This is a genomic window from Micromonospora alfalfae, assembly GCF_022230925.1.
Classification (GTDB): domain Bacteria; phylum Actinomycetota; class Actinomycetes; order Mycobacteriales; family Micromonosporaceae; genus Micromonospora; species Micromonospora alfalfae.
Map to the genome: position 1 here is coordinate 1 of NZ_JAKKFH010000021.1, position 15,331 is coordinate 15,331.

The 15,331-nt window shown below is 68.0% G+C and carries 12 protein-coding genes; 7 read left to right on the top strand and 5 right to left on the bottom strand.

Annotated elements, in window-relative coordinates:
* Positions 1-1,924 (top strand): putative glycosyltransferase family protein (locus tag MED01_RS17290; RefSeq protein WP_238669608.1); only part of this gene is annotated, 1,924 nt, incomplete at its 5' end.
* 138 nt (positions 1,925-2,062) lie between these two features.
* Here MED01_RS17290 and MED01_RS17295 read toward each other — a convergent pair.
* Positions 2,063-3,571, bottom strand: a complete 1,509-nt coding sequence (locus MED01_RS17295; protein ID WP_238669609.1) for a glycosyltransferase family 87 protein — start codon at positions 3,569-3,571, stop codon at positions 2,063-2,065.
* A gap of 514 nt (positions 3,572-4,085) precedes the next feature.
* Between MED01_RS17295 and MED01_RS17300 the strand changes: the two genes are divergently transcribed.
* Entirely contained in the window at positions 4,086-4,580 is a 495-nt protein-coding gene (locus MED01_RS17300) for a hypothetical protein (protein WP_238669610.1), read from the top strand.
* An 828-nt stretch (positions 4,581-5,408) separates the two neighbouring features.
* On the opposite strand, the gene MED01_RS17305 is transcribed toward MED01_RS17300, so the two are convergent.
* The 3 genes from MED01_RS17305 to MED01_RS17315 form a co-directional block, all read right to left on the bottom strand.
* Positions 5,409-5,687, bottom strand: a complete 279-nt coding sequence (locus MED01_RS17305) for an IS66 family transposase (RefSeq protein ID WP_308193498.1) — start codon at positions 5,685-5,687, stop codon at positions 5,409-5,411.
* Positions 5,688-6,315: 628 nt separating this feature from the next.
* A complete protein-coding gene (locus MED01_RS17310; protein ID WP_238669612.1) occupies positions 6,316-9,255 on the bottom strand; it encodes a transglycosylase domain-containing protein in 2,940 nt (979 codons plus the stop codon).
* Between the two features lie 197 nt (positions 9,256-9,452).
* Complete coding sequence (locus tag MED01_RS17315) at positions 9,453-9,902, bottom strand: DUF5318 domain-containing protein (RefSeq protein WP_238669613.1); 450 nt, start codon at positions 9,900-9,902, stop codon at positions 9,453-9,455.
* Positions 9,903-10,077: 175 nt separating this feature from the next.
* Here MED01_RS17315 and MED01_RS17320 point away from each other — a divergent pair, with 175 nt between their 5' ends.
* The 3 genes from MED01_RS17320 (at position 10,078) to MED01_RS17330 (ending at position 12,608) form a co-directional block, all read left to right on the top strand.
* The gene (locus MED01_RS17320) at positions 10,078-10,719 is read left to right on the top strand and encodes a PadR family transcriptional regulator (RefSeq protein ID WP_238669614.1); all 642 of its coding nucleotides are present in this window, start codon (positions 10,078-10,080) and stop codon (positions 10,717-10,719) included.
* A gap of 23 nt (positions 10,720-10,742) precedes the next feature.
* On the top strand, positions 10,743-11,822 hold the full coding sequence (locus MED01_RS17325; protein WP_238669615.1) for an inositol-3-phosphate synthase: 1,080 nt from the start codon (positions 10,743-10,745) through the stop codon (positions 11,820-11,822).
* Positions 11,823-11,972: 150 nt separating this feature from the next.
* Positions 11,973-12,608, top strand: coding sequence for a hypothetical protein (locus MED01_RS17330; RefSeq protein WP_238669616.1), 636 nt, complete (start codon positions 11,973-11,975; stop codon positions 12,606-12,608).
* Between the two features lie 34 nt (positions 12,609-12,642).
* Here MED01_RS17330 and MED01_RS17335 read toward each other — a convergent pair whose 3' ends face one another.
* Positions 12,643-13,122, bottom strand: coding sequence for a methylated-DNA--[protein]-cysteine S-methyltransferase (locus tag MED01_RS17335; protein WP_238669617.1), 480 nt, complete (start codon positions 13,120-13,122; stop codon positions 12,643-12,645).
* A 99-nt stretch (positions 13,123-13,221) separates the two neighbouring features.
* On the opposite strand from MED01_RS17335, the gene MED01_RS17340 reads away from it, so the two are divergent.
* Positions 13,222-13,779 carry an NfeD C-terminal domain-containing protein gene (locus tag MED01_RS17340; RefSeq protein ID WP_372493673.1) on the top strand — a complete coding sequence of 186 codons (558 nt, stop codon included), beginning with the start codon at positions 13,222-13,224 and terminating at the stop codon, positions 13,777-13,779.
* A 28-nt stretch (positions 13,780-13,807) separates the two neighbouring features.
* Complete coding sequence (locus MED01_RS17345) at positions 13,808-15,331, top strand: flotillin family protein (protein WP_238669619.1); 1,524 nt, start codon at positions 13,808-13,810, stop codon at positions 15,329-15,331.

Consider the following 15,331-nt stretch of genomic DNA (forward strand, 5'->3'; position numbering starts at 1 on the left):
CAGCGGCGCGACCAAGGACAGCAAAACGGCCAAGGACAGCAAAACGGCCAAGGACAGCAAAACGGCCGACGACAGCGACCCGGCCAAGGGCGCGAAGGCGGACGGCGCCGACGGTACGGACAAGGCTGACAGCGAGGCGAAGCCGGCCGGCCCGGAGCGTTGGGAGGCGTTCGCCTCCGCCCCGGAGCCACGGCCCTCCATCTTCAGTCGGGCGGGCCGGGCGGTCGGGCGGTTCCTGATCCACGAGTGGACCCTGGCCGCCCTCGGCGCGTTGGCACTGGCCGTGTTGATGACCTGGCCGACGCTGCGCTATCCGCGCTACACCCTTCCGCAGGACTACTGGGACCCGAGCCTGCAAGCCTGGCAGATGGCCTGGTCCGGGCACATCCTGCTGGCGGAGCCGGCGCGGCTGTGGCAGTCGAACACGTTCTTCCCCGAGCTGTGGAGCTTCGCGTTCTCCGACACGCTGCTCGGGTACGCCCCGGCCGGGATGCTCGGCAGCGGTCCCGAGGACGCCGTGCTGCGCTACAACATCATGTTCGTGCTGGCGCACGCGCTCGCCACGCTCGGGGCGTACGCGCTGGCCCGACAGCTCGGGGCCGGCCGGATCGGTGCGGCGGTCGCGGGCGTGAGCTACACCTACGCGCCGTGGCTGCTGGCCCAGGCCGGGCACCTGCACGTGCTCTCCAACGGGGGCATTCCGCTGGCGCTGGCGATGTTGGCGCGCGGGCACGGGTGGTCGCTGCGTCACGGCTACCGGCCGGAGCGCCGGCATGACGGATGGGTCTACGCGGGTTGGCTGGTGGCGGCCTGGCAACTCAGCCTCGGCTTCGGCATCGGGCTGCCATTCGCGTACTTCCTGGCCGGCGCGGTGCTGGTCACTGCCGTCCTGTTCTTCGCACGGCGGCTGCGCACCGGGCAGGCCGTGCCGTTCGGTCGCCGGTTGTTCGCCGCCGACGTGCTCGGCGGGGTGTTGTTCGCCGGTGTCGGTCTGCTGATGGCGTTCCCGTTCTTCAAGGTGACCGAGCTGCACCCGTACGCCGAGCGCACCATCGGCGACATCAGCCTCTTCTCGCCGCCGGCGTCGGGCTTCGTGACGGCGCCCGGGGAGTCGCGGATCTGGGGTGGGCTGCACGAGGGTGCCCGGGAAGCGCTGCCGTGGCACCCGGAGATGACCCTGCTGCCGGGCTTCGTGCTCTACGCGCTCGCCGCGGGCGGGTTGCTCTTCTCGGTGTGGCGGCTGCGGCACCGACTGCTGCTGCTCGCCGGGGTGCTGGTGACCATGGCCTTCGCGATGGGCACCCGCTTCTTCGACGGGACCTTCACCTACGTGCCCCTCTTCGAGCATCTGCCGGGCTGGAGTGCGCTGCGTACCCCTGGGCGGTTGATGCTCTGGACCACGTTGTTGCTCGGCCTGCTCGCGGCGGGCGCGGTCACCGCCCTCACCGACCGGGTCCGCGAGCTGACGGCGCAACGAATCCCGTCGTGGCCGGGGCCGTGGCTGCGGACGGCCACCCTGCTGCCGTTGCTGCTGGTCACCGTCGAGGGCCTGAACACCACGCCACATCCGGTGGTGCCGACCCAGCCGGCGGCGATGCGTTCGGCGGAGGGGCCGATGCTGGTGCTGCCCAGCAGTCAGAGCCTGGACCAGCACGTGATGCTCTGGTCGACCAGCGGGTTCCCCGACGTCGTCAACGGCGGTAGCGGCTTCACGCCGCGCCAGCTCGACGACGTCCGTCGGGTGAGCCAGTCGTTCCCGGACCAGACCAGCATCGACTACCTGCGCACGCTCGGCGTCCGCACCGTGGTGCTGCTGCGCGGCCAGGTGACCGGCACGCCCTGGGAGATCACCATCGACGCGCCGGTCGAGTCGCTCGGCATCAGCCGGCAGGAGGTCGGAGACGCCGTGGTGTTCCGCCTCTGAAGCTCTGGCGGCTCGTCGCGACTGCTCGCTGAGGCGGGTTTCGGGGGAGCCCACCCGGCTCCGGCGGTCAGGCTTGATCCCTGCGCCGGGCGGGCTCCCCCGAAAACCCTGCTGGTCCAGGCCGCGGTCGGCCTTGGGTCAGGTGGTTGCGACGGGCTCGGGTTGGGATTCGCTGGTTGTCTCTCTGCGGCGCCAGCGGTCTATCCAGGGGGCGTCCGGGGCGCCGTCGAGGACGCCACCGTCCGGGTCGTCCGGGTAGGTGGCCCGCACCGCGTCCTGCTCGGGGTGCAGGATCTCCTTGACGACGAACACGCAGAGCACCACCACAGTGGCCAGTCGCAGCGTCGAGGCCAGCACGAACACCCCCTCCGGGAAGACCGGCTTGCTGGTTGCCGCGCCGAGCAGTTCCCCGTAGAAGGCGACGAAGTAGCAGACCTCGGCGATCTGCCAGGCCAGGAACGCGCCCCACTTCGGCCGGGCCAGCACGACCAGCGGAAGCAGCCAGAGCACGAACTGCTGCGACCAGACCTTGCTGAAGATGAGGAACGCCGCCACCACCAGGAAGGCGAGCTGACCCAGCCGCGGTCGGCGCGGCGCCCGCAGCGCCAGCACGGCGATACCGAGGCAGGCCAGCCCGAACAGTGCGTACGAGACGGTGTTGAGGGTCGGGATGTTGGCGTTGAGCCACTCGAACGGGCCGAGCTTGGCGGGGTCGTTGCCGACCTTGCCGTCCAGGTAGCGCCCGATGTACCAGAGCGTGCCCCAGTCGATCGGCCGGGTGGTGTTCAGCTCGAAGAAACGGTCCCAGTTCTCCGGGTACGCGCGGGCGGCCGGCAGGTTCACCAGCACCACTGCCGCGATAGCCGTCCCGATGGCGATGAGCGCGGCACGAACCCGGTCGGCCCGTAGCGCCAGGATGAGGATCGGCCCGAGCAGGAAGAGCGGCCAGAGCTTCGCCGCGCCGGCCAACCCGAGCAGTACGCCGGCCACCGCCGGTCGTTTTCGGGCCCAGGCCAGCAGGCCGAAGGCGGCCAGCCCGATGGCGAGCAGGTCCCAGTTGACGGTGGCGGTGAGCACCAACGCCGGGGCGAGTGCGAACATCGCCGCGTCCCAGGGTCGTCGGCGGCGCAACGCCAGGATCACCGCCACAGTGGCCACCGCGAGCGCGCCCAGCACCAGCGCGTTGAGGTTGTAGAACCACTGACCCTGGTTGATGCTCGGGTCGCCGTCGCCGATGGCGTGCACCGGCAGGCCCAGCGCCCCCATGAAGTACCCGGTCAACACCGGATACTCGACCGGGTGGTCACGGTAGGGCACCTTGCCCTCGTTGAGCCCTTCGGCGTAGTAGAGGGCAAGGACGTCGGTGTAGCAGAACCGGGTGTACTGGACGTTGTTCTGCCAGGCGCCGTCCTGGCAGGGCGATTTCTGCACCCAGTGCAGGGCGAGCGTGAGGCACGCCAACGCCAGCACGATCCGCACGGCAGTCCAGAAGCGACGCTCCCGACCGGCCGGCCGGTCCAGCGCTGTCGCGTGGTCGCCCAGCGGGCCGCCGATGACGCTGGAGATGCCGCGGACGAACCCGTCGGAGCGGGACGGGTGATCAGTGGTTCCGGCGTCGTCGATGCCGGGCGTCGACTGGGTGCTCATGAAGAGGCATCCTGCCGTACGACACGAGTGCGGACCACCAATCTATGCCTGACTGGTCCCGCGTCGCTCACCGATTTCCACTAATTTGGTACTTATCGAGACAACATGAGGGTAATTCGTACACCTGATACCAGTCAGCCTGAGACGTGAATTGGCCAGATACGGCATCACTACAAGTTGACGCAAAAAGGCCGAGGGCGCCGAAATCGACGTGCCATGCCATTCAGGACCCTGCGCCATTAGATCACCCCGTTCGCGCGCTCGCCTCACGGGGCTAGCATAACCCAACGCAGTCGATCCGAAGACGTCAAGGCCTCACGAAGGAAGCCGCTTAGCGACGTGCCTAACCAGCACCTCAAACCCTAGCCAATAGCAGCTTTCCAATCGAGTGCTTGAACGCCCGCTTACACTCCCACTAGCGACAGAAGCTCACACAGAAAAGATGCGGACAGCGTCATCGACGCTACCTCAACCCAGCCGCCACTTCCACGAATAGCACACCGAAAGTTTGAGCTTGACAACAAAGGACATGATCGATACCCTTTCTGTCATGTGGAGAAAGAAGCCATCGACCGTGGCAATCTCAACTGCTATCGCATGCATGACTACTCTCATGCTGGCCGGCCCCGCCCACGCCAGTGCAGCTGACAAGGCGAATCTGCTTCCCACGCAAAAGGTGGCCCTACAGTCCGCGCCTGAAGTGGGCGCGAACGAGACTGCAGTGATCCAATCATGTTACGGCAACGCAAAGAGTTACGCCGACATGAACGACTCTTTCACATGGCCATATTCCGGATACGCCAAGACCACGTCGTCCTGCGGTGACATCAACCTGAAGCCCAGTGATCGGGGGGTGTACGCTCAGGTTTGCTACCGTCGGACCGGGACATGCAACGGCCTGAAATGGGTGCCGGTCGGAAGCTGGAAGGTAATCGCGTCCAACGTGCTCGACGGCACGGAGTTCTACGTCGACTTTGATCGGCGCGGTGCCGGATTGGTTGCATACTGAGCTTAGCCGTTAGGGCAAGTAGCTCTATTTTAGTTAGGGCAGACCACCTTCCTGTAGCCCTCACTAATAGTTTTTGCGCCAAGCCTGAGTAAATTCGAAGTCGTGCTTCCACAGCCCAACCGGCGCGGTCGTCGCCATGTTTTGTATTTCTCAGTCATTCGTCGCGCAATAGTGACGGCGTTTTTCGTCGCCTGAGCTCATACGACGAAAAACGCCGTCACTAGGACCCTCGGATGAATTAAAAATTCCAGCATCGAAGAGGTGCTAGTTTATGCGAATTTATCCACCACCAGGAACTTGGCGAACATCAGCAGGAGTAGCGATCCTCGCGATAGCCGGTACGTATTCAGCTTGAGATCACGGCGGGCATCCAAGATCCGGCTGTGAACAGTTGTTTGAGCACGTCGAGTGCGTCCTGGCCCTGTTTGGTGGCAGTGGACAAATAAGACCGGACCGCGGCAAAGTCCAATAGTCCTTGCAGGGTGCGCCAGGGGCGAAGATCACGTTCGGCCCTGGTTGTTGGTGGACGGCACGGCCAGGTCGATCACGAATCGCAAGATCATGCCGCGGTGGGTGTGGAAACGTTCGACCGGCTTGCCGGTCTTCGACACCTCCCTGTGGCGGTCGGGCTGGTTCTGCTGGCGGCCGCAGGCGCCGGCGTAGCACGCCCTTACGTGACTCGGCGTAGCGCAGGTGCTGGTAGGCGGCGTAGCCGTCCCACACGATGGTGCCGTCGAAGCCGGGTAGCACCCCACCGACGTCGATGTCGGCCATATTGCGGCCGCCGACGTGGAACGACGTCGGCATCGGGGTGCAGGCCACGTGCACCTACTTGAACCCAACATCAAGGCGGGTCGATGTCGCATCGACGTGCAGTACCTTCTCCAGGTGCAGCAACGCGGCTAGGTGTGAGGTAAACCGGCCCAGCCTGCGGGTTGCTTCGGTGACCACCGCGTGCACGAACCCCGTCGAGACGCGCGCGCCGCACAGATTACCCAGCAGCCGTGAGACCCGCGCGAACGGCAGGAACTGCGCCCCACACCCATACACCGCTGCAGCCTTCACACTCGGGCCATACTGGGTGCCCCGCCGGCCGCGCCGCCTCACTAACCAGCGGGCACCAGCACCGCACCGCCACGGGCTGATGCTCGGTGACCACGATCTTCGGCTCCGGCAATTCGAACACCTGCGCCCGCTGGCGGGCGAACTTCACCGTGTCGCCAAGATCCGCACCGCAGACCGGGTTCACACACCGGTCCGGCCGGTGAACCACCAGGCGATCCGGGTCGGCACCAGCGCAAACGTCGACCCGGCGACCCAGGCTGCTTACCCCGGCGCCGACCAGGCCCCACCGTTCGGCTTCGGCGTCTGCCAGCCCAACCCATGTCCTCTCACCTCACACGTCGATCGAGCAACTGAATCAACCCATCCCTGCGGAAGCACTGCCTTCGGGCATCCCAAGGATGACCCGTGTGGGCCAGGAACCTCGCGTGGGCATCAATAAAAAACCGAGGCTCAAGGGCCTCTTTTGTCGAAGAATGCGGCGCTTGCGGCCCTCGCTCGCCGCAGATACCAGGTGGGCAGGGCGGCACGGGGACGACTGGGGTCTGGCTGCCACGCATCTCCGTGGGACCGGGGTGCCCGTCCTGTCCCGGCGCGAAGTTTCGGGCACAAAAGGCCGCCGCCGGCCGGGACAGGTCGTCCGGCCAGCGGCGGCGTCGTGCGTTGGTGTGGGTCAGTCCCGGTTGGGTGGCAGGCTGGGCAGTAGCCCGCCACCGCCACCACCTGTTCCGCCGCCGCCAGGATTGCCCCCAGGATTACCGCCGGGGTTGCCGCCGGGATTGCCCCCAGGGTTACCGCCACCTCCGGGGTTGTTGCCCCCGGGGTTGCAGAACAGATCGATCAGCGGGTTACAGGGTGGGCCCTGGCCCCCGGGGTTGGTCGGTGGCGGCGGGGGCGGCGGCGGTGGTGCTTCGCCGTTTCCGGAGTCCTTGTCGCCGATGTTCGCCGCCGGCGGGAAGTCGACCTTCGGTTTGCCCTTCAGCGCCTCGTTCATGAACCGCTCCCAGATGTCGCCCGGGAGGTTTCCACCGCTGACCTTGCGGCCGTCCTTGAGGATGAGTGGCTTCCGGTCCCCCACGTTGCCCACCCACACTGCGGTGGCCAACTGTGGCGTGTAACCGATCATCCAGGCGTCGCCGTTCTCCTTACTGCCGTCCTTGAGTTCCCAGGTGCCGGTCTTGGAGGCCGCCTTGCGACCGTCATCGAGCCGGTGGTTGACAGCAGCCGGGTAGTCCTTCAGCACGGACGTCACGTCGTCCACGACGCTCCTCTCGATTCGCCGCTTCGAGTCGAGCTTCTCGCTGTAGACCTTGTCCCACTTACCGGTGTTCGCGTTCTGCTTCTCCACCGAGTACAGGAAGTGGGCCTTGTTGTAGACACCCCCGTTGGCGAAGGTGGCAACGCCGTTGGCGTGGTCCAGCACCGTGATCGGGTACTGGCCGTAGCCGACCACGTTGAAGAACGGCTCCGGCGTGATGTCCTTCGGGTCGCTCTTGGTCAGGTCGTAGGCCTTCGCCGGGTTGGTGTCAGTACGCCACATGGTGGTGACGCCGGCCTGCTTGGCCATGTCGACGACCTTGTCCGCGCCGATCTCCTCGGTGACGTAGTAGAACGGCACGTTCAGGGACTGAAGCGTGGACACCCGCAGCGTGCAGGAGTTACCGCAGTCAGGGTTGTCGTCGCCCGCGTTGCTGACCTTGAAGGTGCCTTCCGGCTTGAAGGCCTTGCCCTTCCAGCGTGACTCGAGCGCCTTCTTCTCCTTGAGGGCCGCCGCCAGCGTGTAGATCTTGAAACTTGAACCGGGCGAGTGACCGCCGCTGATCGCCCCGGTGGAGTCGGTGTTCTTGCCGGCGTAGTCGGTGCCGGTGCCGTTGTCACCGCCGTAGTACGCGACGACCCGACCGTTGGTGGGGTCGATCGCTACCATCGCCGCCATGATGTTGCTCTTCTGACCGGCCAACTCGGAGCCCTTGGACTTGCGCTGGACCGTCTCGACCGCCGCCGCCTGCATCCTGGTGTCCATGGTCGTGCGGATTCGGTAACCGCCAGCCATCAGCGCCTGGGAGCACAGCGGCTTGGCATCCGTCACCTCCGCGTCCTTCTCGACGCAGATTCCCCTGTCCCGCATCTCCTGCCGGACGTAGTTGATGACATTGCCGTACGGGGTGTCGACGCCGAAGTCGACGCCGATGCCGCCCTTCTTCGGGGACTTGATGCTCTTCAGCGGGTACTCAGCAGGCCGCGGCTCCTTGCCGGGCACACCGAGCCAGCCCTCCTTGACCATGCCATCGATCACGTAGGTCCAGCGCTCCTGGGCCGCGGTCGGGTTGATCGCCGGGTCGTATCCCTGGTGGGTGGAGCTGGGTTCGGGCTGCTTGATCAGAGCCGCGAGGACGGCACCCTCGGCCGGATTGAGCTTGGTCACCGACTTGCCGAAGTAGGTCTGCGCCGCCGCTTCGATGCCGTAGGCGCCCCGGCCGAAGTAGATCACGTTGAGGTAGTGCTGCATGATCTCTGGCTTCGTGTACTCGTCGTTGAGCTTGGAGGCGAGGATCGCCTCCTTCACCTTCCGGGCGTACGTGTCGTCCTTCAGGTTGTCGTAGGCGTTGCGCGCGTACTGCTGGGTGATGGTGGAGGCACCCTGCTTGTCACCGCCGGAGAGGTTGTTCCAGCCGGCGCGGGCGATGCCCTTGTAGTCCACACCGGAGTGCCGGTAGAAGTTCCGGTCCTCGGCCGCGGCCACCGCGTTCTGCACGTACTCCGGAATCTGGTCGATGGTGACCAGGGTCCGGTTCTGATCGCCCACCTTGGCGATGATCGTCTTGTTGTCGAAGGCGTACAGGGTCGTCGCCTGCGGCGGAGTGATCTCGTCCGGAAGCACCACGTTTGTCGAGTAGTAGGTGAACCCGACCACGCCGATGCCGGCGAGCATGATGAAGACGGCGAACCCGGCGATCAGCAGGTTCATCCGCTTGCGCTTCTTCGCACGCGCCGCGGCGCCCGAGTCACCCGGACCACGGCCGCCCCGACCGGGACCACCCGGACCGCCCGGCCCACCGGGACCACCCGGACCGCCCGGCCCACCGGAGACCGGTGAGACGCTCGCCCGGGCGACCGCCGCACGACCACCGACCGATGCGGAACCGACGCTGGCCCGACCCGCCGACGCGGTGCCGACCGAGGCCGCACCGACGGCGGCGGCACCGACCGCGGCCCGACCTGCCGGCGCGCCCGGCGCCGGAGAGACGGGCACCGAGGCCCGACCGGCGCCAGCGCGGCCAGCGGCCACACCCGGTGCCGGGGACACCGGCACCGAGGCTCGACCGGCCCGGCCGCTCGCTGCCGAACCCACCGAGGCGGATCCGGCGGCCGCGCTGCCACGCGGCGGCACCGAGGCGGAACCGCCGACACTGGCGCGACCACCGGCAGCCCGCGGCGTCACCGAGGCCCGCCCTGGTGTTGCCGTGCCTCGGTCCGAGGCTGACCAACCGCTCCCGCCGGAATCACCGCCGGGTCGGCGGTACGCGTCGTCCGCGCCCGGCCCAGGGTCACCGTCTGGACCCGAGTGCTGGGTCCGTCCGCGCGCAGAACTGGGATCGCCGTACGAGTTCATTCCTCACACCCTGCCGGTCGCGGTGGGGCGCGGCTGCGCCGCCACCGGGTTGCCGTGAGTTGCTTCACCCGGGACGCCGGCACGGGGGTGCCAGCCGACCAGGGTCATTGCCGTATCAATCGGGCCAATCGGACCAACAAGCGGTCGACCGTCCCGGGTTTCGCCTACGGCCCCGGGGCCGGTACAACCAGCTGAGATCACCGTTGCGCCTCTCGCCTCCGCCGGCCGGCACCTTCGGCGCCCGCCGCGTCCTGCTCGTTGGTGCCGTCGCTGTCGCCGGTCAGCCCGTCCCGGCCGAGCAGGTACTGCTCGACGAGATGGTTCCAGTCACAACCGAGGCACACCTCCACCACGAAGACCTGGAACTCACGCAGCGTCATCGCCAGCACCGGCAGTTCGGCCAGTGTCCGGGCCTGCCCGGCGGACTGCTTGAGTTCGTCACCGTAAATGTAGTGGACGAGGGTCAGGTTTTCGCTGCGGCAGATCGGGCAGCGCCGGTCGGTCGGCTCGCCATGGAACCGAGCGGCGTTCTTCAGGTACGGCGACGCGTCGCAGACGTCGTACGTGCCGACTCGGCCGGCCAGGAGCTCACGCAGCACTGCTCGCTTCTGAAGCGAGTAGTCGACGACCTGGCGCTGCGTACGCATGCGGAGAAGGGTACGCGGTCCGGCCCGACCAGGCGACCACGCTCACAATCCGTGACGAGGGCATCTCGGAACGGGGGTTTGCCCTGGCCGGCACGACCCGCTAACGTGCGATGTATCGGTCCGATACATCGCGGCGGTTACCGCTCCACGCCGGAGGGTAAAGAGAGGGTGGCCAGTGCTTGAGTTCGCCATCCTCGGCCTCCTGCAGGAGTCTCCGATGCACGGCTATGAGCTGCGCAAGGAGCTGACCGCCAAACTCGGCGCGATCCGGGCGGCGATCAGCTACGGCTCGCTCTATCCCACGCTACGCAGGCTTCAGGCGGCGGGATGGATCACCGAAGCTGCTGAGACACCCGCCACTGCCGAGGAGGTTCCCGCGCTGACCAGCCGACGAGGTCGGGTGGTCTACAAAATCACCGCGGAAGGCAAGGAACGCTTCGCCCAGCTGATCGCACAGGCCGGGCCCGAGACGTACGACGACACGGGCTTCGGGGTGCACTTCGCGTTCTTCGCCCGGACCGACCAGGCGACCCGACTGCGCATTCTGGAGGGTCGCCGCCGCAAGATCGAGGAGCGTCGCGAAGGGCTTCGTGACGTGCTGGGCCGGGCGGCCGAGCGCCTCGACGCTTACACCCTGGAACTGCAGCGCCACGGCCTTGATGCCTGTGAGCGCGAGGTCCGCTGGCTGGAGGAGCTCATCGCCAACGAGCGCTCCGGCCGAGCCCCGACGGTCCCGAACAACATCGGGACAGCCGGCGGCCGACGAGAAGACAACAGCCCGCCTCCGCCTGGAGAGACCAGGAATGAGCGGCCGTGACAGAAAAGAAGGAGGCAGACGCTATGGGCTCCGTCCGCGTCGCCATCGTCGGTGTGGGTAACTGCGCCTCGTCCCTGGTTCAGGGCGTCGAGTACTACCGGAACGCCAACCCGAACGACCGCGTCCCGGGTCTCATGCACGTCGCCTTCGGCGACTACCACGTCAACGCCGTGGAGTTCGTCGCGGCATTCGACGTGGACGCCAAGAAGGTGGGCATGGACCTCGCGGAGGCGATCGTCGCCAGCGAGAACAACACCATCAAGCTCTGCGACGTGCCGCCGACCGGCGTCAGCGTGCAGCGCGGTCCGACCTTCGACGGTCTGGGCCAGTACTACCGCGAGATCGTCGAGGAGTCGGACGCCACCCCGGTCGACGTGGCGCAGGCGCTGCGCGACGCGCAGGTCGACGTCGTCGTCTGCTACCTGCCGGTCGGCTCCGAGCAGGCCGCCAAGTTCTACGCCCAGGCCGCGATCGACGCCGGCTGCGCGTTCGTCAACGCCCTGCCGGTCTTCATCGCCTCCGACCCGGAGTGGGCCCAGAAGTTCACCGACGCGGGCCTGCCGATCGTCGGTGACGACATCAAGAGCCAGGTCGGCGCCACCATCGTGCACCGTGCCCTCGCGAAGCTCTTCGAGGACCGCGGCGTCGAGCTGCTGCGCACGTACCAGCTCAACTTCGGCGGCAACATGGACTTCATGAACATGCTGGAGCGCAAGCGGCTGGTCTCGAAGAAGATCTCGAAGACCCAGTCGGTCACCTCGCAGATCCCGCACGAGATGAGCAAGAGCGACGTGCACATCGGCCCGTCGGACCACGTGCCGTGGCTGGACGACCGCAAGTGGGCGTACATCCGCCTGGAGGGCCGCTCGTTCGGCGACACCCCCCTCAACGCCGAGCTCAAGCTCGAGGTGTGGGACTCTCCGAACTCGGCAGGCGTCATCATCGACGCGGTCCGGGCCGCGAAGATCGCCCTGGACCGGAAGATCGGCGGCCCGATCCTGTCGGCCTCGTCGTACTTCATGAAGTCCCCGCCGGTGCAGTACGCCGACCACGACGCCCACCAGGCCGTCGAGGAGTTCATCGCCGGTGAGGTCACGCGCTGACGCGCTGAATCGCCAAGCACGTACAAGGGCCGGGTCCGCATGGACTCGGCCCTTGCCCGTGGGTCGGCTTCTGTGGGTACGAGAGCTGCCGTGATCAGCGCCACCGTTTCCGGGACCACAGGTGACAGTGAGGCTATCGATAATCGAGATATGGCGTCCCGTACCGGCACCACAGTGACACACCCGCACCCGGTCCGACGTCCTCGGCCGCGCATCGTCACGCTGGCCTGCCTGCTGCTGGCCCTGGCCGCCGTCGCGCAACTGGCCGCACTGCCACTGAACTACTGGCACCAGGACTTCTTCCACACTGCCGCCAGGTCCTTCGAGCCAACGGACGGCGTGGCCTTCGCCGCTCTGGGCAGCACCGCCGATCTGGCGGCTGACCTGTTGACCGCGGTGCTGGCGATCGGGCTCCTCACGCTGGCCGCAGTCAACGTCGTGGGCGTGAACGGCGCACGGATCGCCGCCTGGGCCTCGGCGCCCGTCCTCGCCTGCTGCGCCACCGTCGGGGCCGCCCGGTCGCCGCGGCCGCTCTATTCCATCTACTCGGCCGAGAACATGGACCGGATCACCGCGATGGCACGGGACGGCATGCCGGAGTGGCTGGAGCCGCTGCTGCTCACCCTGGGCCTGGGCGCTCCGGTGGCGATACTCGTCGCGCTGGTCCTGCTTGCCCTGCCACCCGCCAACGAGTTCTTCCGGCCGCAGACCCCGGTCGATCCGTCGTGGCCCGTTCGGACCTCACCGGCCGCCGGACCGGAAGGGTCGCCCAGGGCCGGGTCATAGGGCCCATCAAAGCGGACGTCCGCAGGGGAACGGCTCAGGACCAGGCGTGTCGCAGCGCGACCCCGGCCTCCAACTCCAACAACGTGACCTTGCGCGGCAGGCCCCCACCGAAGCCGACCAGCTTGCCGCCCGCGCCGACGATCCGGTGACAGGGCACGAGCACCGGGACCGGGTTGCGGTTGCAGGCCACGCCCACCGCCCGTGCCGCGCCGGGATCGCCGACCAGGCGCGCCACCTCGCCATACGTCAGCGTCTCCCCGTACGGGATCCGCGTCATCTCCCGCCACACGGCGCGCTCGAAGTCGGAGCCGCGCGGCACCGACACCGGGACGGTGAACGCGGTCAGCTCACCGGCGAAGTACGCCCGCAGCTCGTCGGCGGCCTGCCGGGACAGCGCGTCGTCGGGCTCGATGGTGGCAGCCTCGAACCGGCCGAAATGGGCACCGCGGACGCTCGTGCCGTCGGTGGCGACGGAGAACTCACCGATCGGTGAGTCGAGCACAGTCCAGCGCATCCACCTATTCTCCCCGACGCGGGCTCTCTCGCCGGCCCGGCCACCAACGTCGGGCTGAGCGCCACTCCCGACCCGGCGTCGATAGATCATCTTGGGGCCCTGCCAGGCCGTTCAGCGTTGCGCGGCGTCGATACCGTCAAGGTCGTGGCAACCGGGACGCTCATCTTTCTGATCATCGGCGGGGCGGGCATCGGTGTGCTCGCGCTCGCCCTGCTCGGCACCGAGCTGCTCCAGTTCGGGCACGCCGACGTGGACGGGCCGATCTCGGTCGAGACGGTCGCCGGCTTCGCCGGGGCTTTCGGGTTCGGCGCGGCCATCGTCAACGAGCTGCTCGGTGCGCGTACCCCCGGCATGGTCGTCGGGGCGGCGGCCGGCGGCGTGCTCGCAGCCGTGCCCACCGGCTGGTTGGCGTCCCGGCTGAGCCGGGCGGCGCGGAACATGCGCACCGACCCCACCCCCACCCGCGACGACCTGGTCGGCGCGCTCGGCCTGGTCGTCACCCCGGTGCCGGCCAACGGGTACGGCGAAGTTCGCATCCGCCTCGCCGGCCAACCGGTCAAGCTCAGCGCCCGCGCGGACCAGCCGATCCCGATCGGCGCACAGGTCTTCGTCGTGCAGGCGCTCAGTGAGACCAGCGTGCACGTAGAGACCTACTGACCTACCCCTCATAGACGGGACTCCTCATATGGCCCTACTCATCGCCATCGGTGGCGCGGTCCTCCTCGCGCTCATCCTGGTGCTCTTCGTGCTCTCCCGGATCAAGGTGGCCGGCCCGAACGAGGCGTTCATCGTCACCGGTCGCAAGGGCCGCACCACCCAGACCGCCGACGGCGGGCGGTCCACCGACAACTCCGGTCAGAAGGTCGTGCTGGGCGCCTCGGTGTTCGTGCTGCCGGTGGTGCAGAAGCTCCAGTCGCTCGACCTGTCCAGCCGGCGGATCGACGTCGGCATCCGAGGCGCCGTGAGCAAGCAGGGCATCCGCGCCGACCTGCACGGGGTGGCGATCGTCAAGGTCGGCGGCACCGAGGACGCGATCCGGGCCGCCGCCCAACGGTTCCTGCACCAGCAGGACGAGATCGACAACTTCACCCGGGAGGTGCTGGCCGGCGCGCTGCGCTCGATCGTCGGCCGGCTCACCGTCGAGGAGGTCATCCGGGACCGGGCGGCGTTCGCCAGCGCGGTCGCCGAGGAAGCCGAGCACTCGATGACCAACCAGGGTCTGGTGTTGGACACCTTCCAACTCCAGGACATCCTCGCCGAAGGCTCCTACCTCCAGGACCTGGGCCGACCCGAGGCCGCCCGGGTGCTCAAGGACGCGGCGATCGCCGAGGCCCGGGCCCGGCAGCAAGCCGAGCAGGAGCGACTGCTGGCCGAGGAGGCCATCGCCGAGGCGAACCGCAACCTGGCCCTCAAGCAGGCCGGCATCCAGGCCGAGATCGACGCGGCGAAGGCGAAGTCCGCAGCGGCCGGACCGCTCGCCCAGGCCGAGCGGGACCAGGCGATCCTCTCCGAACAGCAGAAGGTGGCCGAGCGCAACGCCGAACTCAAGCAGCGCCAGCTCGACACCGAGGTTCGCAAGCCGGCCGACGCGGCCCGGTACAAGGTGGAGCAGGAGGCCGAGGCGTCCCGCAACGCGGCGGTGCTGCACGCCGACGCGCAGCGCCAGTCGGTCATCGCCGCCGCGCAGGCCTCCGCCGAGCAGGCCCGCCTCACCGGTGAGGGTGAGCGGGCCCGGCGTGCCGCGCTCGCCGAGGCCAACGCCATCGAAGGCGCCAAGGAGGGTGAGGCCGAGCAGCGGCGGCGTTCCGCCATCGCCGAGGCGGTGGAGCGGGAAGGTCAGGCCGAGGCCGCGGCCATCCTCGCCAAGGGTGAGGCCGAGGCCGACGCGATGGCGCGCAAGGCCGAGGCGTTCGCCGCGTACGGAGAGGCGGCCGTACTGGACCTGCTGGTCAAGGTGCTGCCGCAGGTCGTCGAGGCGGCCAGCGCGCCGATCGGGGCGATCGACAAGATGACGGTCATCTCCACCGACGGCGCGTCGTCGCTCACGAAGTCGGTGGCCGGCAACGTGGCCCAGGGCCTCCAGCTCGGCAGCGACCTCACCGGGATCGACCTGCCCGGCCTGCTGGCACGGCTCGGTGCTGGACGCACCGACGCCACCGCGCCGACCACCGGGGTCGACACTGTGGACGGCAGTACCGTTTCGCGCTGA

Bases quoted from the DNA above. Each gene is read 5' to 3' on its own strand.
- MED01_RS17295 (WP_238669609.1), bottom strand. From the start codon at position 3,571: ATGAGCACCCAGTCGACGCCCGGCATCGACGACGCCGGAACCACTGAT.
- MED01_RS17310 (WP_238669612.1), bottom strand. From the start codon at position 9,255: ATGAACTCGTACGGCGATCCCAGTTCTGCGCGCGGACGGACCCAGCAC.
- MED01_RS17315 (WP_238669613.1), bottom strand. From the start codon at position 9,902: ATGCGTACGCAGCGCCAGGTCGTCGACTACTCGCTTCAGAAGCGAGCA.
- MED01_RS17325 (WP_238669615.1), top strand. From the start codon at position 10,743: ATGGGCTCCGTCCGCGTCGCCATCGTCGGTGTGGGTAACTGCGCCTCG.
- MED01_RS17330 (WP_238669616.1), top strand. From the start codon at position 11,973: ATGGCGTCCCGTACCGGCACCACAGTGACACACCCGCACCCGGTCCGA.
- MED01_RS17335 (WP_238669617.1), bottom strand. From the start codon at position 13,122: ATGCGCTGGACTGTGCTCGACTCACCGATCGGTGAGTTCTCCGTCGCC.
- MED01_RS17345 (WP_238669619.1), top strand. From the start codon at position 13,808: ATGGCCCTACTCATCGCCATCGGTGGCGCGGTCCTCCTCGCGCTCATC.